The sequence below is a fragment of the Micromonospora sp. LOL_021 genome, assembly GCF_048060215.1.
GTDB lineage: Bacteria > Actinomycetota > Actinomycetes > Mycobacteriales > Micromonosporaceae > Micromonospora_E.
The window spans coordinates 1-19567 of record NZ_JBHMIN010000080.1 but is presented as its reverse complement, the minus strand read 5'-3'; the positions used below and the strand labels follow the sequence as shown (position 1 = coordinate 19567).

The 19567-nt window shown below is 70.7% G+C and carries 16 protein-coding genes; 8 read left to right on the top strand and 8 right to left on the bottom strand.

What is annotated here, in order from left to right; all coding sequences use genetic code 11:
- Positions 1-13 precede the first annotated feature (13 nt).
- Both ACFHWT_RS29725 and ACFHWT_RS29720 read right to left on the bottom strand, forming a co-directional pair.
- Entirely contained in the window at positions 14-853 is an 840-nt protein-coding gene (locus tag ACFHWT_RS29725) for an alpha/beta fold hydrolase (protein WP_416597972.1), read from the bottom strand.
- 278 nt (positions 854-1131) lie between these two features.
- A complete protein-coding gene (locus ACFHWT_RS29720) occupies positions 1132-1380 on the bottom strand; it encodes a hypothetical protein (RefSeq protein WP_416597971.1) in 249 nt (82 codons plus the stop codon).
- Positions 1381-1483: 103 nt separating this feature from the next.
- Between ACFHWT_RS29720 and ACFHWT_RS29715 the strand changes: the two genes are divergently transcribed.
- From ACFHWT_RS29715 to ACFHWT_RS29705, 3 genes are all read left to right on the top strand, one after another.
- The gene (locus tag ACFHWT_RS29715) at positions 1484-1813 is read left to right on the top strand and encodes a hypothetical protein (RefSeq protein WP_416597970.1); all 330 of its coding nucleotides are present in this window, start codon (positions 1484-1486) and stop codon (positions 1811-1813) included.
- 75 nt (positions 1814-1888) lie between these two features.
- The gene (locus tag ACFHWT_RS29710) at positions 1889-2377 is read left to right on the top strand and encodes a hypothetical protein (RefSeq protein ID WP_416597969.1); all 489 of its coding nucleotides are present in this window, start codon (positions 1889-1891) and stop codon (positions 2375-2377) included.
- 274 nt (positions 2378-2651) lie between these two features.
- A complete protein-coding gene (locus ACFHWT_RS29705) occupies positions 2652-3095 on the top strand; it encodes a hypothetical protein (RefSeq protein ID WP_416597968.1) in 444 nt (147 codons plus the stop codon).
- 78 nt (positions 3096-3173) lie between these two features.
- Here the strand turns inward: ACFHWT_RS29705 and ACFHWT_RS29700 are convergent, their stop codons facing one another.
- Positions 3174-4223, bottom strand: coding sequence for a hypothetical protein (locus ACFHWT_RS29700; RefSeq protein ID WP_416597967.1), 1050 nt, complete (start codon positions 4221-4223; stop codon positions 3174-3176).
- Between the two features lie 371 nt (positions 4224-4594).
- Here ACFHWT_RS29700 and ACFHWT_RS29695 point away from each other — a divergent pair, with 371 nt between their 5' ends.
- Positions 4595-5575, top strand: coding sequence for a hypothetical protein (locus tag ACFHWT_RS29695; protein ID WP_416597966.1), 981 nt, complete (start codon positions 4595-4597; stop codon positions 5573-5575).
- 90 nt (positions 5576-5665) lie between these two features.
- The gene (locus ACFHWT_RS29690) at positions 5666-6019 is read left to right on the top strand and encodes a nitroreductase/quinone reductase family protein (RefSeq protein ID WP_416597965.1); all 354 of its coding nucleotides are present in this window, start codon (positions 5666-5668) and stop codon (positions 6017-6019) included.
- Positions 6020-6035: 16 nt separating this feature from the next.
- On the opposite strand, the gene ACFHWT_RS29685 is transcribed toward ACFHWT_RS29690, so the two are convergent.
- The 3 genes from ACFHWT_RS29685 to ACFHWT_RS29675 are packed head-to-tail and all read right to left on the bottom strand — an operon-like array spanning position 6036 to position 7889.
- Positions 6036-6398, bottom strand: a complete 363-nt coding sequence (locus tag ACFHWT_RS29685; protein WP_416597964.1) for an MmcQ/YjbR family DNA-binding protein — start codon at positions 6396-6398, stop codon at positions 6036-6038.
- Positions 6399-6438: 40 nt separating this feature from the next.
- Complete coding sequence (locus ACFHWT_RS29680; RefSeq protein WP_416597973.1) at positions 6439-7224, bottom strand: trans-aconitate 2-methyltransferase; 786 nt, start codon at positions 7222-7224, stop codon at positions 6439-6441.
- A gap of 38 nt (positions 7225-7262) precedes the next feature.
- Positions 7263-7889 carry a GNAT family N-acetyltransferase gene (locus ACFHWT_RS29675; protein WP_416597963.1) on the bottom strand — a complete coding sequence of 209 codons (627 nt, stop codon included), beginning with the start codon at positions 7887-7889 and terminating at the stop codon, positions 7263-7265.
- 207 nt (positions 7890-8096) lie between these two features.
- On the opposite strand from ACFHWT_RS29675, the gene ACFHWT_RS29670 reads away from it, so the two are divergent.
- The 3 genes from ACFHWT_RS29670 (at position 8097) to ACFHWT_RS29660 (ending at position 15110) form a co-directional block, all read left to right on the top strand.
- On the top strand, positions 8097-9416 hold the full coding sequence (locus ACFHWT_RS29670; protein ID WP_416597962.1) for a hypothetical protein: 1320 nt from the start codon (positions 8097-8099) through the stop codon (positions 9414-9416).
- Positions 9417-9792: 376 nt separating this feature from the next.
- Positions 9793-14097: a S8 family serine peptidase gene (locus ACFHWT_RS29665; protein WP_416597961.1), complete on the top strand. Its 4305-nt coding sequence runs from the start codon at positions 9793-9795 to the stop codon at positions 14095-14097.
- Positions 14098-14180: 83 nt separating this feature from the next.
- A complete protein-coding gene (locus tag ACFHWT_RS29660; RefSeq protein ID WP_416597960.1) occupies positions 14181-15110 on the top strand; it encodes a diacylglycerol/lipid kinase family protein in 930 nt (309 codons plus the stop codon).
- A 72-nt stretch (positions 15111-15182) separates the two neighbouring features.
- On the opposite strand, the gene ACFHWT_RS29655 is transcribed toward ACFHWT_RS29660, so the two are convergent.
- Positions 15183-17939 (bottom strand): beta-L-arabinofuranosidase domain-containing protein, encoded by a 2757-nt coding sequence (locus ACFHWT_RS29655; RefSeq protein ID WP_416597959.1) that lies wholly within the window; start codon positions 17937-17939, stop codon positions 15183-15185.
- A gap of 18 nt (positions 17940-17957) precedes the next feature.
- Positions 17958-19567 (bottom strand): family 43 glycosylhydrolase (locus tag ACFHWT_RS29650; RefSeq protein ID WP_416597958.1); only part of this gene is annotated, 1610 nt, incomplete at its 5' end.

Here is a 19567-nt window from a genome sequence, read left to right as displayed (position 1 = left end):
CCAGCGCGGGCCTTCACCCCCGGCCTGAAGGCCGGAGCACTGGCCCGCATTCCGGTAGCCGACGCACCCGGCGGGCGGTGTGCCGGGAATCCATCAGCCGGTCCTTCGCTCCGGCGACGACCAGCAACGGGACGGCGAGGCGACGCAGTCCGTCGTCGCCGAAGATCGGTAGCCGGTTGCGCCGCGACCGACAGCTCCGTTGGATGAGCGGCAGGAAGTCGGCCAGCTCCGCCGACTCAGAGGTCTCCGGGGCGGCGGACACCGCCGTGACATCGGACGTCGCCGAAGGCGGGGGCGGGCCGAGTACGAGTCGGACGGCAGCGCGCTGACCCCACTCGCCGAACGGCAGGAGGAACAGCGACCCGATGACCGCAGCGTACTTCTGCCGCCCGATTCCGCCTGGTACGAGCAACGCGAGCCGGGTGATCCGCTCCGGTCGGCGCTGCGCGTAGTCGAGCGCCAGCCACCCGCCCAGCGAGGCGCCGACGAACGCCGCCTGGCCGATGTCGAACGCGGCCAGCACGTCATCGAGCCATTCGGCGTAGCTGCCGGAGGTGAGCGGGGGCCGCGACGGCGCGCTGAGTCCGGGTTCGCCGATGACGTCGACGGCGTACACCCGGTGGGTCTGCGCCCAGGTCGCGACGTCCCCGATCCACGCCGCCGAGTTGAAGCTGCCGCCGTGCAGCGCGACGACCGGCGGGGCGTCCCGGGGGCCGCAGACGATCACGAACGTGTCGCCATGCCGGGTGGGAACCGTCGGCTCCGTCGCCGGCACCGGCCAGCGCCGCAGCAGCGCCCGGTACCGCTGCTCGACCGTGCGGCGCGCGCCCTCGGACCGGTAGATCGGGCTCATCGCCCACCTCGGCGTTGACGAAGAGCGGCTCTTTTCAACAACAACATGACCTTAAGATACTGCAAACATCCCTGTTGAACAACATTATAAGGATGGATAGGGAGCAATAGGCCGATCCGGTCTGGCCGGTCTAGGCACTCACCAGGCAGAAACCGACGACGAACAGGACGGTCCCAAGAAGCAGCAGCGGCGGTCAGAGCCGCCGGGGCAGCACGATCGCCCGGGAGCCGGAGCGGGTCCGCTCGGTGTACCGCTCCGTTGACTGGATCGTGCGCCGGTCAGGTACCTGCCGGTGCCGGGTCGTCGGTGCCGGCCGTCGACAGCGCGGTGGCGGGTTCGATAGTGGCGGTCAGTCGTTCGCTGATTGCCGGTAGCCGCGGCCAGCCGTACAGGACGACGCGCATCGCCCGGCCGTCCAACCGGATCGGCTCATGGTCCAGCCCGCCCAGCTCGTGCAGTCGGTGCAGGGCGCGACGCACCGGGCCGGTCGACAGCCGACGGAGGGCGTCGGGATCGGCGTACGACACGATCTTGAAGGTCTGCTCGAACCGAGCGTCCTCGTCGGTTTCCTGACCCGCCGGCCCGGACCGGAGCAGGGAGAAAATCTTGAACCGGCGGTGGATCTGCTTGATGGCCCGCCTGCTGGCCGGTGAGCGAACAGCCGCGTTTCTCGTCCGGCACGACCGTGCCGAGGCCCCACCGGGTCAGCTCCGGCGCGGGCTCGAACTCGACCCAGCCGGTCCGGGCGGCCTCCGACAGCAGATCGGCCCGCAACTGCTGGACGAGCTGGGCGTCGCGCAACTGCTGGACGAGCTGGGCGTCGCGCAACTGCTCACCGCGTACGAGCAGCCAGATCAGCCCCAACACGACGAGACCGCCGCCGCCGGCGATCGCGACGACCCACCCGAACGCCGCCCACTCCGATATCGCTTCTTCGGCTGCACGGACCGTTGGCGCTGACCCACCTTCACACCGGTGACCGCTCTGCGCTCACAGTGACGGTCGATGCAGCACACCGCATGCCAGGATGTGGCGATGTCGTACCCCCCTCACCATCCCGGCTACCCGCAGATGCCCGGTGCCGTGCCCCTCCTGATCGCCTACCCACACCCGATCGCACCGCCACCGGGCTGTGCCGTGCTGGTCGTGTCGGTCAACCGGGGACCGTACCTGGTGCCGGCGACGGCGGCGGGCAGGTTCAAGGTCGACGGCCGCGACGTCCCGATCCCCCAGGAGGGCACCTGGCACGTGGCGGTGCCGGCCGGGCAGCGCGACGTCCGGTACACCGACTTCATGGGCGTGCCGGTGATCACCACGACGGTCGTCGCGCACCCCGGCGCGGCGCATCCGCTGTCGTTCCGGTTCGGCGGCTGGCGCAACCGCGTCCACGACGGGTACGGCACCGACGTGACGAAGTTCGGGATGTGGTCGAACTATCTGATCGCGTTGGTCGCGCTCGTCGTGTTCGGGGTGCTGTGCTGCGGCGGTTTCGGGGTCGTCGGCGCGCTGTCGGGATCGTCCTGACCGGCTGAGGCTGCGGCAGGCAACCTGCGACCCAGGGAACCGAAGTCGCTGCGTACGCGTCCAATCGCTGTCTGATCCGACGCCCCTCGGCAAGGAGGTGGCCATGCAGCATCACCGGAGCTACACCGCAAGGCTCGTCCTTCTCCCGCTCGTCGTGGCGCTCGCCGCCGCTGGCTGCGCGGGCCCCGGCGCAGGTAGCTCATCTAACCCGGATGGGTCTGCCGGTCCGGTCGGGGCTGCCAGCTCCGGACCGGTTCCCGAGGAGCGGGCGACGATGAATCCCGCTCCGACTACCAGCACCGACCCGCTCGGCTGCGGGCAACCGTTCGAGACGTCGGGCGACGGCGTGCTGACCGTCGACGGGCGGTTCCCGTCGACGGCCTCCGGCACCGACCGCGCCGTCACCGGCACCGTCGAGGTGACCGGTCGGCGCGCCGTCCGTGGCGTGGTCAGCCCGAGGGCCGAGGTGTTCCTGGTCCGGCAGGGCGCAGTGGCGGCGGTGCCGGCGGCGCAGGACCTGATCGGTGTCCAGTGGGATCTGGCGGTCGGCGACGTCGAGCAGTTGCCCGGCGACGTACCGCTGGTTTCCTGCGAACCGGCCGGCGGACCGGTTCCGGCTGGCGACTACGAGCTGTACGCGCGGGTGGTGATCGTCCCGGCCGACGGCACGGACCGGCTGGTGTCCTTCGGTGGCCCGTGGCCGCTACGGGTCACCTGAGGACGCGGCCGAGGGCCGGACGAGACTGGGCCGGGGACCGCTGGATGGTCCCCGGCCCTTTCAGCGGTCGGTACGGGGTCAGCCGGTGACGATGCTGACGCCGTACGCGGCCGCGACGTCGATGTAGCGCTCCGCGTAGCTGGTGACGCCGTTGCCGGCGATCACGTTGCCTCGGATCCAGGCGCCACCCGAGGTGTCCTTCACGTAGAACGGGCTGCCCGAGTCGCCGCCGGCCGGCTGGGTGCCGCCGTTGAAGACGATGACCGGCGACTTGCAGCCAGTCGAGGTGCACACCTGGCCGGTGATGCTGGTCGCGGTGTGCCCGCAGTGCTCGCCGGTGGTCCGCCCGCTGTGGCAGTAGTCGGAGAAGCCGACGTACGCGGTGCCCGCCGCCACCACCGGGGCGCTGGAGGTGCTGGTCACCCCGCCGGTGAAGATCCGACCCGAGTAGGACCGGCCGCCGACCAGCTCCATGTCCTGGGCGTGGCCGCTCACCGTGGGCAGCCGCCGGTTCGACACCACGCCGTACGCGTTGGCACCCGACTCGGTGAGCACGTTGACGCCGTTGGCGAAGCAGTGTCCGGCGGTGACCGAGAAGCGGGTGCCGGCACCGTTGCGTACCGCGTACCCGGCCGAGCACCAGGCCACCCCGGCGGTCTGGGTGATGCCGCCGCCACCCCAGTACGGCTGAATGTCGTCCCGGCGGTGCCAGAAGTCGCTGATGGTGGACCGGCCCACCTGTACCTCGCCGGCCGCCCGCAGGTGTGCCGCCGAGGTGCCGGCCGGCTTGATCAGCGCGGCCACCAGGTCGGCGGGCGCGTCGGTGTCGACGACGATCCTGCCGGTGGTGGCGTCGAGGTAGCTGCCGAACGTGTACTTGGTGCCGTGGGTGGCGACGTAGTCGGCGATCCGGCGTTGAATCGTCTCCAACGTCGCGGTCGCGGCGGCCGACGCGGCGACCGTGGCGCGGGCGGTCCGGTCCGGGGCCAGCCGGTCGTCGAGCCGGGCGACGGCCGAGCCCGTGGTCGCCTTGCCGCTGTCCGGGGCGGCGTGCGCCGCGCTGGCGCCGAGCATGGTCAGCGCGACGGCTGCCGCTGCGACGGCACTGGCGAGCGCTCTCTTCCTCACGTACATGATTCCTCCGTATACATTGCGGCCGGATACCGCAGCTTCTCGAATAAGAGTCGACGAACCCACAAGATCGATAGCGGTATGTCAATGTTTAGACAGTCCGGATACACGCGCCAATGCAAACATGACAAATCATTCTCATTTGCGACCAGGCCCGGCGGTCACCGGGCACAATCAGGTTCCCGCTCGCCGAGCGAAGAAATCTGTCACACCGCGATCGGAAACGCGCCATTCACCATCCGCACTGCGGCGCGCTGTCCCGATCCGGGCGACGGGCCGGGCCGCCGGCACCGCCGGTAGGGTGGCCTGATCCGCGCGGCATCCGCGCGATCGACAGCATCCCGCGCAATCAGCAGCTGGAGGACGAGTTGGCGCGACCGTCGGAGCCTACGGCCGGCTCACCGCTGGTCGACATCGAGCAGCTGTTTCCCGAGCTGAGGGCATACGCGGCCACCGCCACCCGGCTGCACCCCCACCCCGGACAGCCAGGCCCGGACGACAGTTCGATCGGCGGTCCGCTGCGCTGGCCGGCCGACGAGTCCTGGCCGTACTGCACCGGCCGGGAGCACTACGTCGACCGGTTACTGACCCCGGAGACGGTACGCCGGATGCGCCGGGTCTACGCTGCGGCCACCTCACGCGCGGCAGCCACCGGCCAGCCGTACCGGCTGACCGACGCGGAGGATGCCGACGTGCCGGAGTTCGACTACACCGAGCCGGTGTCGTTGGCGAAGATGCCGATCGCGCTGGTACCGGTGGCCCAGCTGTACCGGCACGATGTCGCAGACCTCACCGGCCCGCCGGACGCGGACCTGCTGCAGGTGCTGTGGTGCCCACTGGACCACCCCGACAACGGGTACAGCCCGTGGGCGGAGCTCCGCTGGCGGCGGACCGCCGACCTCGGCGAGCAGCTGACAACGGCGCCGGAGCCGGCGGTGGTCAACGAGAACTACCTGCCGACACCGTGCCTGGTGCGCCCGGAACAGGTCCGCGAGTACCAGTACGTCGGACTTCTGCCGGAGAATCTAAAAAAGCAGCTGTACGCCTGGGAAAAGCAGTCCGGGCACAGTTATCAGGCCGACTTGTCGCTCGCACCGGGCTGGAAGATTGGCGGTTTTGCCAACTGGTCACTCTCCGACTGGCACCCGGTCGACTGCACCGAGTGCGGGGCGGCGATGACGTTGCTGCTCACCGCGAGCTCGGACGAGCAGAACGGCAGCGCCCGCTGGCGGACCGCCGCTGATCCGGCCGGCAACCCGGTTGATGTACTCATCGGTCGGGGTTACTCCCTGCACGTCTTCGCCTGCCCGACCTCACCGACGCACCCGCCGGCCACCGTGATGCAGTAACAGATACCGCCCGCTGCGCGATCCTCGCTAGGGCGGTCGACCTGTCCTGCTAGGTTCGTCCGGTAGGGAGCCTCACGTGTCGGAGGTCAAATGGGCTACCGAGGGCCGTTGCCGCAGCGACTCGTCGGCCGGGTCAACGCCTGCGCCGTGGCGCTGCGTTCGTCGCCGCGGTGGGGACGTCTGGTCCGCCGGCACCTCACGATGGTCACGTACACCGGACGCCGATCCGGGCGCACCTTCAGCACCCCGGTCGGCTACCGCCGTACCGGCGGCACCGTCACGATCGCAGTCAAGATGCCGGACGCCAAGAAGTGGTGGCGCAACTTCACCGGTGCCGGTGGGCCGGTCTCGCTGCACCTGGACGGTGTCGACCGATCCGGTCATGCCGTCGCCCGCCGCGACGACCGTGGCCGGGTCACGGTGACCGTCGCACTGGACTCCTGACCGGCACGAGGCGGGCTCAGCCCGACGGCAGGTCCACCCCGTCCGGGGCGCGCATCCGCCAGGCGTCGGTGACCAGCTCGGCGAGCCGGTCGACGTCGACCCGCGCCAGCCGGAGCATCACCAGCGGCAGCCCGTCGTAGCCGGGTGTGGTGAAGAACAGCTCCGGCTCGCCGAGCAGCAGCGCCTGCTTCTCCGCCTCGTCGCCGACGTACAGCACGGCGACGTCGGTCCGGATCACCCGTGGCTTGCCGGGCCGGCGCTCCGGATAGGACCAGACGAAGCCCTTGCCGGCGACCCGGAAGTCGAAGCCGTCGCTGTCGATCTCGACGACCTGCTTCAGCGCCGACGCCAGCCGGCGGACGTCGTCGGCGTCAGCCATCGAGGCACCCGCACCGCACCGCACTCCGCACACCCACAGGTTAACCAGCCGGCTTCGTCGCCACCACGAACACCCGTCGGAACGGAAACGCGACAAGCCCGTCCCGGACCGGGTACCGGGCCGCCAACTCCTCGCCGAGCCGCCGACGGAACGCGGCCCAGTCCGCGTCGTCGAGGGCGGCCCGGACCGGCCGGGCAGCGGTCCCTTCGACCCAGGCCAGCACCGGATGCGCCGCCGGGTCGGCGGCCACGGCCGGCAGCAGATGCAGGTACGTGGTCTCCCAGGCGTCGACCGTACAGCCGGCTCGCAGCAGTCGGGCGGCGTAGCCGGCCGGGTCGAGCACCGCGTCGCCGCCGCGGACGGTTGGCAGCCGCTCCCGCCATCGAGCGTCCGCCGCGACCGAGCGAATCGCCTGGTGCGACGGGGCGTCGAAGTTGCCCGGCACCTGGAAGGCCAGCACCGCCCCCGGCCGCAACCGCGCCGCCCACCGGTCGAGCAGGGCGGGATGCTCGGGCACCCATTGCAGTACGGCGTTGCAGATCACCACGTCGACCTCCGGGCCAGGCTCCCAGCCGGTCACGTCGCCGACGTCGAACCGGACCGGTGACCCGAGCGCCCGGGCGGCGGCGATCATCTCGGTCGACGAGTCGATCCCGGTCACGGTGGCTCCCGGCCAGCGGTCGGCCAGGTGGACCGTGAGGGTGCCCGGCCCGCAGCCGAGGTCGACGACCACGGCCGGGCCGGCGACGACGACCCTGGCCAGCAGGTCAGCGAACGGGCGGGAGCGGTGGTCGGTGAAGCGCAGGTAGGCGGCCGGATCCCACATCGCTGTCTCCTCCCGGCCGATCCGGTGCCCGACCGTCGTCACGGCCGGGCCGGTGTCCGACCGTCACGGTACGCCGCCCATTCGTCGGCGAGCATCGCGAAGTCGAGTTCCGTACTCCATTCGCCTTTGAACAGTTCGTTGCGCACCAGCCGGGCCTCCTGACGCATGCCGAGCCGTCGGGCCAGCCGGGCCGACGACTCGTTGCGCTCGTCGACCCGGGCCACGATCCGGTGCAGGCCGAGCTGGTCGAAGCCGAGCGAGAGCAGCGCCCGTGCCGCCTCGGTGGCGTAGCCCTGGCCGGCGGCGTCCGGATGTACGACATACCCGATCTCGCCGCCGCGATGGACCCGGCTGCGCCAGAAGAGCACGACGTCCCCGATCAGCCGAGCGGTAGCTGCCACCTCGACGCCAAGAGTGAGGGCCTGACCTTCGTCGGTGAGGCCGGTGTTGGCCCACTGGGTGGCGAGCCGTTGGACGACGACGTCGCGGGTCATCGGCTCGAACGGCACGTACCGGCAGACGGCTGGCAGGCTGCGGTAGGCGAGCAGCGCGTCGACGTCGTCGCCGGTCAGCGGTCGCAGCAGCAGCCGCTCGGTGCGGACCGGATAGTCAGGACGCAGGGCGGAATGTCCGGGATGCAGGGCGGACGGCTGCACGGTCGACACACCGCTCATCCTGCCACCACGCCCACCGTCGATCGCCTGCTGCCACACCCGCCGCCATCCGATCGGCCGGGTCGTCCAGCAGTCAGGCCAGCCGACCGACGGAGGTGAGATCTAGTTCACACCGGCACGCGAAGCCGGGCCCGTCGCCCGGTCCGTCTTGCCGGTTGTGAACGACGACCGGGATGAAGACAGGACGGTGCGACGAGGGTGACGGGTCGGATTCTCTTCGTGGAACTGCGCCGTACCGCGGTGGTGTGGTTCGGTGTCGGGCTGGCGTTCGCGGCGGCCTCGTTGGCCGTCGACGGGGAACGCTGGGACGGGTACTGGATGGCGGGGGTGCTGGCCCATTACAACACGCTGGAACTGATCTGGCCGCTCGCGCTCGCGGTCGGCGCCTGGCACGGGCGCCGGGAGCACGCCAGCAGGATGACCGAGCTGATCGCGACGAGCGCCCGACCAGGCCTGGCCCGGGTGGCGCCCCGGGCGGTCGCGCTCGTCGGCTGCCTCGCCGGCGGATTCACCGGCGGAGTGCTCGAGGTGCAGGCCCTCGCGGTGCTGACCGCAGACCATCAGCCGGCCGGCTGGGTCTGGCCGGTGCTGCTCGGCGCGGCGAGCGTCGCGGCGGCCGGTCTGCTCGGCCTCGGCCTGGGTCGGCTGCTGCCGTCCCGGCTGACCGCCCCGCTGCTCGCCGTGGGTGCGCTCGCCGCCGTCGTCGCACTGCAGGTGCTCGCCAACAGCGGCGACAACCGGGCGTTGCTGCTCAGCCCGGCATCCCTCGGGCCGGTTGACCGTTACTCCTCGATCGACGACCGAGCCGTCGCGGGCATGATGGTGTGGTACGTCGCCCTGGCGGCGACCGGGTGGGCGTTGTACGCCGCCGCCACTGGCCGGTCCCGGCTGCTCGCCGTGCTGCCGGGCGTCGCCGGGCTGCTCGTCGCCCTGATCGTGCTGCCACCGGTCAATGAGGCTGCGCACCCCGACCTGCGGGCCACCGAACTGGTCTGTGCCGACGGAACACCCCGGGTCTGCGTCAGCCGGGTCGACGCCTCGGCCCTGCCGGAGCTGGTCGGACCGGCCCGGCGGGCGTTGGCTCTGCTGGCCAGGCTGCCCGACCCGCCAACCGCCGTCGTGCAGCAGGTCGGCCCGCACGGCGCCTCGATCACGCAGCGCCGGGACACCGTCCACTTCAATCTGCTCATCTACGGCGACGGGACGATCGCCACCGGGCTGCCCACGCTCGAAGCCGAGATTCTCGACGGCGCCGGCACCTGGGAGTGCGGTGCCGCCCTCGACGACGTCGAGGGCTGGGAGCCGATCCAGGCGGCCCGGGCGGCGGCCGGCCTCTGGCTGGCGGGCCGGGACGCGGAACCGGACGAGTTCTTGGATCCCGTACAGGGCATGGTCGAGGAGGCGCTGGCCACGTTGCGGTCGCTGCCGGCGGACGAACAGTTGGCCCGGGTCGCCGCACTTCGCGAGGCCGCGCTGAACTGTCGACCCGACCTCTACGAGGTGCTGACCACCACCTGACGCGGACCGGATAGCTCGACCTCAGGACGCAGCGTCGTCACGGTTGCCTTGCTGCTTGCCACGGTCGCCACGACGACGTTCGTAGTGATCACCTGGCGGTGGGGAACTTCTGACGCCGGATGCTGCAGGACCGGACGACGTCCTACCCGCACATCGAACTCGCAGCGGCGCTCGCGGCGCGGTGACCACCGGTCGGGACACCGACGGCGGTCGGCCACCGGTGCCGGCCCGGTCGCCGATCGACATCGAAGGCCTCGTTTCGGATCGTGAGGGGTTGACGGCGGGGAGTCATCGACATCAACATGTTCGCCATTGGCGTTCAGCGATCTTCGATGCCAACCGGTTGATCCCGGCCCTGCGATCCAGGAGACGATCGATGTCAGGACGCAAGCCCTCCCTACCACGACTATTGCCCCGGGCACGCCGCCTGCTGGCCGTCACCGCTGGTGCCGTGCTGGCCGGCGGGCTGCTCGGCGTACCACTGCCCGTCTCGGCCGCGCCCACCGACGGCGGTGCCGACGCACCCGGTGCCGGCACCGCCGCAGTCGCCGCGGAGCTACAGGCCACAGTCGCCGAATCGACCGGCGACCGGGTCCAGGCGCTGCTTATGCTGCCCAACCCGCAGCGCTATCCGACCAACCCGGACACCGCCGTCGACCAGCTGCGCGCCCACTCCGAGGAGATCCAGGCCGAGGTCGAAACGGCGTTGGAGGAGCGGGCTGAGACCGCTGGCGACGTACGGGTGGTCAACCGTTTCTGGATCACCAACATGCTGCTCGTCGAGTTCACCGCCGACACCGCCCGGCTGTCGGCGCTGGCGAGCCTGCCCGGTGTGCAACGGGTGCTGCCGAACTTCACCCTGAGCGTGCCGGAGACCGAGATGACCGCCGCCGCCGACCCGGCCGCGTCGATCATCGACGACCGGATCACCTGGGGCATGGACCGCATCGGCGTCGAAAAGGTCTGGACCGAGCTGGGTCTGGACGGCGCCGGCGTCCGGGTGGTCACCCTGGACACCGGGGTCGCCATCGACCACCCCGACCTGGTCGGCAAGATGGCCACCGACGACCCGACCGACCCGACCTACCCGGGTGGCTGGATGGAGTTCAGCTCCGCCGGCGGTCTGGTGGCCTCCGAGCCGCACGACTCGTCCACCCACGGTACGCACGTCTCCGGCACCATCCACGGTGGTGCGGCGTCCGGCGTGACAATCGGCGGCGCGCCCGGTGCCGAGATGGCGCACGGCCTGGTGATCCCCGGCGGAAGCGGCTCCTTCGCCCAGGTCGCCGCCGGCATGCAGTGGGCGGTCGCACCGACCGACTCGGCCGGTACCCCGGCGGGCCGCCCGGCCGACGTGGTCAGCATGTCGCTCGGCGCGGCGACCTACGCGACGGAGATGGTCGCCCCGACCCGGGCGATCGTCGCCGCCGGCGCATTCCCGTCGTTCGCCATCGGCAACGAGGACATCTTCGGCAGCTGCGGCGTCGGTTCGTCCAGCCCCGGCAACGTGTACGAGGCCGTCGGTGTCGGTGCCACCGACATCGACGACAACGTCGCCGACTTTTCCTGCGGCAACGTGGTGAACAAGTCCAGCTGGGCCAGCCCGCCCGCGGACTGGCCGGACAGCTGGGTCACCCCGGACCTGTCCGCGCCGGGCGACGAGGTGTGGTCGGCCAGCCCGGACGGCGGCTACCGCTACGCCAGCGGCACCTCGATGGCGACTCCGCACACCAGCGCGGTCGCCGCGCTGCTGCTGCAGGGCGCGCCGGAGCTCAGCGTCGACGCCACCCGCACCGCGCTGATCGACACCGCGTTCTGGGACGACCGGTACGCCGACGTGGCGCCGGACACCCGGTACGGCCACGGCCGGATCGACGCGTACGCCGCCGCCGTACAGGTGGCGCTCGACAGTGGCGTGACCGGCCAGGTCACCACCGCCGGCACCGGCGCCCCGGTCGCCGACGCCACCGTCACCGTCACGCCGGGCGGGGCCTCGGTGCGCACCGGCGACGACGGCAGCTTCACCCTGCGGCTGGCACCCGGCAGCTACACCCTGACCGCCGCCGCGTTCGGTCACGAGACCGCCAGCGTCGCCGACGTCGTCGTGGTCGAGGAGTCGTTCACCACCGTCGAACTGGCGATGGTGCCGCTGCCGATCGGGGTGGTCACCGGCGCCGCGACGTTCGACGAGAGTGGTCACGGCGTACCCGGGGTGACGGTCATGGTCTCCGCCGACGGCGCGCCGGTCGGCAGCCCGGTGGTCACCGGCACCGACGGTAGCTACCGGCTCGAACTGCCGGCCGGCAGCTACCGGGTCACCGCCGAGCATCCCCGGTTCGACGTCTCCCCGGCCGTCGAGGTGACCATTCCGGAAGGCGGCGCGGTCACCGCCGACTTCACGCTCAGCCCGCCGCCGCAGACGGTCGCCCTGGTCGGCGGCTACGTCGACACGTACGCCGACGAGATCTTCGCCCCGCGCGGCATCGAGACGGTGATCTACGACTGGGACGAGCTGGTGGCCGCCGCCGAACATCCGGTCGTCGTGCTGGGCTACGGGGTGAGCAGCGACTACGACGAGGCGACCTTCCAGGCGTTCCTGGACGCCACTGACGCCGCCGGCACCGGGGTCATCTTCACCGACCACGCCTACAGCACCGGCAACGGCATCCGGCAGCTGTCCCAGCACACCGGGCAGCCCGTCTCGACCGGCTCCAACACCGGCGGTACCAGCGTCGCCGAGTCGTACTACGAGGTGACCGCAGAGCACCCGATCCTCGACGGGTACGCCGTCGGTGACCGGATTCCGCTGGACGACAGCACCCAGGCCAAGTGGATCGCCTGGTTCGGCGACTACTCCGGCGACGGCCGGCAGACCCTCGCCGACCTGGGCCGCAGCGACACCACCGGGATCTACGGCGGCGGCATCGGCGTCGACCAGCGGGCCACCAACCGGCACGTGCTGCTGTCCACCCACGGTGTGTCGGTGACCCGCGGCCCGGTCGACTGGACCGAGCAGGCCACCCAGTTGTTCCTCGACGCGATCGACTGGGCGGCCCGCCCGGCCGAGGAGGGGCAGCCGTACTTCGCCGTGCACGGGTTGACGGTCGACCCGGAGGTGGTGAAGAGCAACGAACCGGTACGGGTCACCGCGCAGGTGAAGAACATCGGCGCGGCGGCCGGGCCGTACCAGGCGGTGCTGCGGGTCGGCGGCGAGTCGGCGGCGACGACCACGGTCAACCTCGGCTCCGGCGTCAACCAGACGGTCAGCTGGACGGTCCAGCGGGCAGAGCTGGGCAACTACACCGTGACGCTCGAGTACCTGACCGGGTCGTTCCGGGTGCGTCCGCCCCGGGTGAGCCTCACCGCGCGTACCGTCGACGCTCCGGACGCCGAGCCCGGCCCGCTGGCCGGCGCTGCGGTCGAGCTGGTCCACGACGGCGCGGTGATCCCGGTCGGTGCCACCGACGACGCCGGCACCCTCACCTTCGAGACGCCGGCCGCCGTCGACCGCTACACCCTGGTGGTACGCAAGGCCGCGACCGACGGCGGTACGTCGTACCTGCTGCACAAGGTGATCACGGTGTTCGACGACGACGAGGTGCTGTTCGCGCCCCGGGTGCTGGCCGGTGGGCCGGCCGGGGCCGAGGCGGCCCAGGACCTGTCGACCCGGGTGGACCTCGCCGCCGACCTGGTCGGCGGCAACCATGCGGCGACCGTCTACCTGCGCCCGGCCGGCACCGCGCCGTGGGCGTACTCGTTCGGGCCCGGACCGCTGGTCGCGACGCTGGACAGCTACCAGGCGGTCGCCGTGCACCAGCTGCCCCGGTTGGAACGTGACTGGTGGCTGGTCAGCGAGATCCTGCCGGAGATGGACTGGATCGACCCGTTCGACGCCACGTTCGGCTTCGGCGGCGCGGCGCGGGTCGAACTGGCCGCGTCCGCCCCGGAGCCCGTCTCGGTCGAGGTGGACTGGTCGGTGACCGACGCGCACGGGCACCCGTTCGCGACGGTGCGCGCCACCGACGTACGGCCGTTCGCCGACCTGCCGGCGGTGACCCGCCTGGAGGACGTCGTGCCGGCGGTCCGGGCGTTGGCACCCAACGAGGCCCGGCCGGTGCTGCGGCTGTCCGACCCGACCGGCGCCGAGATCCGGGCCGGCTACCTCGACTGGGCGGCTCAGCCGTACGAATTCGAGGTCGCCGACCCGCAGTCCGGTCGGTACCAGCTCCAACTGGAGCTGGACACCGGCTGGTACAGCGGGCTGGTCGACGCCGAGTCGTCTCTGGTGCTGGCCGAGGCGGCGACGATCACCTCGACCTACCCGCAGACCGCCGAGGTGGACGGCTGGTTCCACCCGGAGGTCCGGGTGGTCAACCCGAGCGGGGTCGACCAGGGCACCGCCGAGTCGACGCTGACGGTCACCCACCCCGACGGTGACCTGCTGGCCCGCGACGTCGCGGTGCAGCTGCGGGTCGACGGGGCCTGGGTGCGGATCCCGATGTCGGTGCAGGACGGCGCCCTGGTCGGCACCATCTCACCGGAGGTGGCGCTGACCGCCGGCACCGACCTGACCTGGGAGCTGCACGTACGCACCCGGCGGCCCGGCGAGTTCACCTTCACCCACCAGCTGACCGGCGGTGCGGTGGCGGTGACCGCCGCCTCGGCGGTGACGGTGGGCTGACGACACCTGACAGGTGAGGTTCTCACTGGCCGCGCGACCCCCGGGCCAGGGGGTCGCGCGGCCGGTGAGGATAGGGTCTGGCCGTGCGGACCAAGCAGGAGTTGAGCGACGCCATCCGGCAGCGACGGCGGGCGGTGCTGATCGTCAACGCCAAGTCCCGCCGGGGCCGCCGGTTCTACACCGACGCCGTCCGGCGGCTGACCGACGCCGGCTTCGAGCTGATCGCCAGCTACCCGGTCGACGAGCCGGGTGAGCTGGAACGCAGCCTGGACGAGGCAATCCGGATGGCCCCGGACCTGCTGATCGCCGGCGGCGGGGACGGCACCATCGGGGCTGCGGCGAGGCTGCTCGCCCACCGCGACATCGCGCTCGGGCTGCTGCCATTGGGCACCACCAACAACTTCGCCCATACCCTCGGCATCCCGATCGACCTGGATGCGGCGGTCCGCGTCATCAGCTCCGGCAAGGTGATCGACGTCGATCTCGGCCTCGCCGGTGACCTACCGTTCGCCAACCACGTCGGCATCGGGTTGTCCGCCGAGGTGATGCTGCGCACCCCGCCCCGGCTGAAACGCGTGGTCGGCAAGTTCGCCTATCCGACAACGGCGGCGGCGTTGATGGCCCGGCACCGTCCGCTCCGGGTCAGCGTCCGTACCGAGAGCAGCAATCGGGACTTCCAGACCCACCAGTTGTACGTCGCCAACGGCGGTCACCAGGCCGGCCGGCCGATCACCGCGGACGCCAACGCCGACGACCGGCTGCTGGTGGCGTACCCGGTGGGTGGTGCGACCCGGCACAGCCTGCTGGGCGCGACGGTACGCAACGCGGCGACCGGCCACCGGCGTACCCTGCGGCACGACCCGTTCCTCGCGGTCGGCGAACTGCTGGTCGAGACGGACCGGCCGGCACCGGTGGAGATCGACGGCGAGGTGTGTGGCGAGACCCCGATCCGGCTACGGGTCGACGGCAACGCGCTGCGGGTGATGGCCGCGGCCGGGACCGTCGACCACTGACCCGACCGCGCGGTCGGACCGCGCGACCCCGGCCGGCCGCCACGTGGGCGACCGGCCCGAGCCGGTACGGGGTCAGACGAACCGCCAGAGCGTGTGGTTCTGGCCGTTGTCGTCCGAGGTCACGATCTGCGCCCCCGGTGCGGTGGAGCCGCCGGTGACCCCGAGCACCTTGCCGCCGTTGGCGCACTGCAGTCGGAAGTAGCCGTCGCTGCGGTACCGCAGCCGCCACCGGTGGTCGGCGGTGCCGTTGTCGTCCCACTGCAGCACCCGGGCGCCGGACGCCGTCGACATGTTCTCCACGCCGAGCACTTTGCCGCTGTGCGAGTTGCGCAGCCGCAGGTAGCCGCCGGTGTCGGTGACCGCCGTCCACAGGTGGTCGGCGGTGCCGGTGTCGCCCCACTGGATGGCCAGCCCGCCGTTGGTGGTGGACATGTTCTGCACCCCGAGCACCAGCCCGCTGGCCCGGTTCTGGATCCGCCGGGTGCCATTCGGCAGGAACCGCCACTGGTTGTCCAGGCTGCCGTTGTCCGGGTCCTGCACCGCCTGGGCGCCGAGGGCGGTCGAGCCGCCGGTGATGGCCAGCAGCTTGCCGGTGTGCACGTTGCGTAGCTTGTGGGTGCCGTCGCCGACGTCGACGACCGTCCAGCGGTGGTCGGCGGTGCCGGTGTCGGACCACTGCAGGATCCGGGCACCGTCTGCGGTGGACATGTTCTCCACGCCGAGCACTTTGCCGCTGTGCACGTTGCGCAGCCGGATCGCGCCGCCGTCGACGATGATCTCCCAGTCGTGGTCGGCGGTGCCGTTGTCGTCCCACTGCAGGGCCAGGCCGCCGTCGGCGGTCGACATGTTCTGCACCCCGAGCACCAGGTTGCTGTTGGCGTTGACCAGCCGGAAGCTGGCCGTACCGGGGTTGCCGCCACCGGAGCCGACGCTCCAGTAGACGGTGTAGTTGTGCCCGTGCGCGTCGTGGAACGGGCCGAGATCGACCGATGTGCCGTTCGCGGTGGCGGTGAACGCGAGGGCGCTGGCGCTGGTCCGGGTGATCGACGCGGTGTCGAGCGAGGGAAGCTGGCTCAGGGTGCTGTTTCCGTAGTTGCCGGACAGCACCACCGGACCGTAGGTGATCGCGGCGACGTCGGGGTTGTCGTTGGCCGGCAGCATGATCACCCGCATCGGCAGCCGTACGGTGACCGTGTCGCCGGCGGACCAGGACCGGGTGAGGGTGGCGTAGCTGCCCGGTGTGGTGGTGATGCCCTGCTGAACGCCGTTGACGCTGACCGTCGCCCCGCTGGTCCAGGCCGGGATCCGGATCCGCATCGTCCACGACCCGGCGACGTTGCCGGTGACCGTGAGGGTGGTGGTGTCGCTGGCCGGGTAGCTGGTGGTCTGGCTGACGGTGATGCCTCGCTGCGACCAGTTCAGCACCGACGGCATGAACAGGTTGACCGTCAGCGTGGTGCCGTCGTGGAAGTAGATGGAGTCGGTCAGCGCGGTGTTGACCTCCAGGCCGGTGCCCTGGCAGCACCAGAAGGAGTCGTAGTCGGTGCTGTAGGTCCCACCGCCCCAGGCAGGGCCGACGCCGCGCCGGCCGCCCGGGTTCAACGGGGTGAAGTAGGTGATGTGTCCGTGGTTGCTGGCCGGGTTCTGAATGCCGATCACGTGGTTGAGCAGCGCCCGTTCGTAGAAGTCGAAGTACGCCGCCCGATCCGGGTCGAGCAGCCACAGCTCCCGGGTGAGTTTCAGCATGTTGTACGTGTTGCACGCCTCGCAGGTGTCGTTTCGCAGGTAGCTCGCGATGGCGTCGGGTGCCCGGAAGTGCTCGGCCTGGCTGTTGCCACCGATCGCGTAGGTGTGCGCGTCGACGGTGATGTTCCAGGCGTTGCTGGCGATGTCCCGGTAGCGGGTGGTGCCGGTGGCCTTGTACTCCCGGGCGGCACCGATCCACTTCGGCACCTGGGTGTTGGCGTGCAGCCCGTTGAGCTGGTCGGAGTTGGCGGCGAGCGGGTTGAACACAGCGGCGTGGTCGAACCGCTGTGCGGTGGTGAGCCACCGGCTGTCGCCGGTCTGCTGATAGATGTCGGTCAGGACGGCGTTCATCCCGCCGAACTCGGTGCCGAGCATGTTCTGCATCTGGCTGCTGGACAGCCGGCCGGTACGCCAGTCGACCCAGCCGGCGAGCGAGAGCAGGACGTCGCGGGCCTGGTTGTTGCCGAGGTAGCGCCACACGTCGAGCAGGCCGGCGAGGGTTTTGTGGATGCAGTAGTACGGCACGTTGCCGTTGTTCAACGTCCGGGCCTCCAGGCTGCTGAAGTCGGACTCGGGGAACCCGGACAGGTAGCCGGCGGCGAAGCCGGCCGCCCCGTTGTTGGCCTGGCACTTGGCGAGTTCGGCCACCATGTAGTTGGCCTTGTCCCGAAAGACGCTGTCGCCGGTCACCGCCCACGCGAACGCCCAGGCGCTCAGGAAATGTCCCTGCATGTGGGTACGGAACGGAAACGTCGGGCTGTCCCAGCCGCCGTTGGACGCGGCGCCGTTGGTGGACAGCCGGTGATTGGCCCGGAAGTTGCGCAGCATCCGGTCGACGTCGACGAAGCGCAGGTAGTTGATGGTGCGGTTCTGGTTGTCCAGCCATCGGCTGGTGGTCAGCTGGGCCTGGCCGACGTCGAATCCGTAGGCCGCCACGCCGATGTCGGGGCGCGCCGGTGGCAGGGCTGCGGCGGCCGGAGCGGCGCCGAGGACCGTGCTGGTGGTGACGCCGGTGGCGGAGACCACCGCGGTCGCGCCGGCGGCCTGCAGCAGTCGACGACGGCTGAGAAATGACGAACTCATGATCGTCTACTCCAGTGATCAGGGGGTCGAGAGTTCGAACCGTCGGACGGTGACGGCGCCACCGAGCGCCTGCGTCGCGTAGTTGAAGATCCCGAATCGGTAACCCATGAAGAACTGCCACTCGTTGTTCAGCGTGAACGCCGGCCCGAACGACGTGAAGTTCACCCCGTCCGTGCTGTACGAGAACCGCGCCTGCCGTCCCGCACCCGGCCGGATGTCGGCATTCGCCCGCAGCCAGATCCGACCCCCCGACACCGGCGCACTCGCCACCTCAGTCCCGGTCCCGGTGGTGTTCCAGTTGCTGTCCATCGTCAAACCGTTGGTCATCACCACCCGGGTCGAACCGTTGTCGCGACGTACTCCGACCCACGCCGAGGACTGCCGCAACATCGCCAGCCCCGACCGGTCACCGTCGCGCATCGACGAATAGTCCAACTCGATCGTCGCCGTCGACGTCGGGCCCTGAATCCGGTGCGTCAGCGTGTTCCGCGCGTTGTAGAGATCGTTGGTGACGGTCGCGGTGGACAGCCGCAGCCCATCGTTCACCGACCACCGGGAGTTGTCCGGGTTGTGGTTCCACTCCCACTGCGGCCCCAGCGTGGTCCCCGCGAACGTGTCCACCCCCGTCAACGGCTTCACCACCCGGGGCGGCGCCGGCAGGTTGGGCCGCGGGTAGTTCACCGCCCACCGGCCATTGACCGTCTGCAGCTGCGGCCAGCCGTCACCCGTCCAGGTGATCGGCGCCAGCGCCGGCATCCGCCCGCCGGGGTACGCGTCCACGAACGCCATGTAGTACCAGTCGCCGTTCTGCGTCTGCACCAGGCCACCCTGATGCGGCACCCCGCCGCCCGAGATCGGCCCCGGCAGATCCAGCAGCACCTGCCGCATCTCGTACGGTCCGAACGGCCCGTTCGTCGACCGCAGCACGTACTGACCGTTCGCCGGCCGGGTCAACCAGATGTAGTAGTTGCCGTTGCGCTTGTAGAACCGGGCCCCCTCCAGGGTTCCGACACTCGACGGCGTCTGGAACACCTGCTGCGCCCGCACCTGCGACCGACCGTCCGCCGACAGCTGCGCCACACTGATCGTGCCGTTGCCGTACGCCACGTACGGCGTGTCGTCATCGTCGAACAACAACCCGGCGTCGTAGTAGCACGGCAGCGTCGCATGCTTCGTCCACGGCCCCTCCACCGACTGTGACGTATACATGTGCGTCTGGCTGAAATCGATACAACCAGCCCAGTAGTACGTCCCGTTGCTCCGTCGGTAGTTCAACGTCGAGGCCCAGATCCCGCGCACGTAGCCTCGGGCCCCCGACAGGTCGTACTTCGACCCGAACTCCAACCTCGGCACCGCATGCCCGGCGAACTCCCAGTTCACCAGGTCGTACGATCGCAGAATCGGCGCACCCGGCGAGTAGTGCATCGTCGACGCCGTCATGTAGTAGGTGTCATCGACCCGGATCACCTCCACGTCCGCGAAGTCCTGCCACACCACCGGATTCGTGTACTCCCCCGACGGCGGTGGTGTCGTCGGGTCGGGGTCGGGGTTGCCGCCGCCGTCGACCCGGACGAGTTGCCACTGCTGGTTGGCGCCGCCCCAGTCGTCGTACTGGACGATGTTGCCGC

What these genes read in the sequence shown, in the direction of transcription:
- ACFHWT_RS29725 (WP_416597972.1), bottom strand. Translation starts at nt 853, where the DNA reads ATGAGCCCGATCTACCGGTCCGAGGGCGCGCGCCGCACGGTCGAGCAG.
- ACFHWT_RS29715 (WP_416597970.1), top strand. Translation starts at nt 1,484, where the DNA reads ATGGCCCGCCTGCTGGCCGGTGAGCGAACAGCCGCGTTTCTCGTCCGG.
- ACFHWT_RS29710 (WP_416597969.1), top strand. Translation starts at nt 1,889, where the DNA reads ATGTCGTACCCCCCTCACCATCCCGGCTACCCGCAGATGCCCGGTGCC.
- ACFHWT_RS29705 (WP_416597968.1), top strand. Translation starts at nt 2,652, where the DNA reads ATGAATCCCGCTCCGACTACCAGCACCGACCCGCTCGGCTGCGGGCAA.
- ACFHWT_RS29690 (WP_416597965.1), top strand. Translation starts at nt 5,666, where the DNA reads ATGGGCTACCGAGGGCCGTTGCCGCAGCGACTCGTCGGCCGGGTCAAC.
- ACFHWT_RS29685 (WP_416597964.1), bottom strand. Translation starts at nt 6,398, where the DNA reads ATGGCTGACGCCGACGACGTCCGCCGGCTGGCGTCGGCGCTGAAGCAG.
- ACFHWT_RS29680 (WP_416597973.1), bottom strand. Translation starts at nt 7,224, where the DNA reads ATGTGGGATCCGGCCGCCTACCTGCGCTTCACCGACCACCGCTCCCGC.
- ACFHWT_RS29665 (WP_416597961.1), top strand. Translation starts at nt 9,793, where the DNA reads ATGTCAGGACGCAAGCCCTCCCTACCACGACTATTGCCCCGGGCACGC.
- ACFHWT_RS29655 (WP_416597959.1), bottom strand. Translation starts at nt 17,939, where the DNA reads ATGAGTTCGTCATTTCTCAGCCGTCGTCGACTGCTGCAGGCCGCCGGC.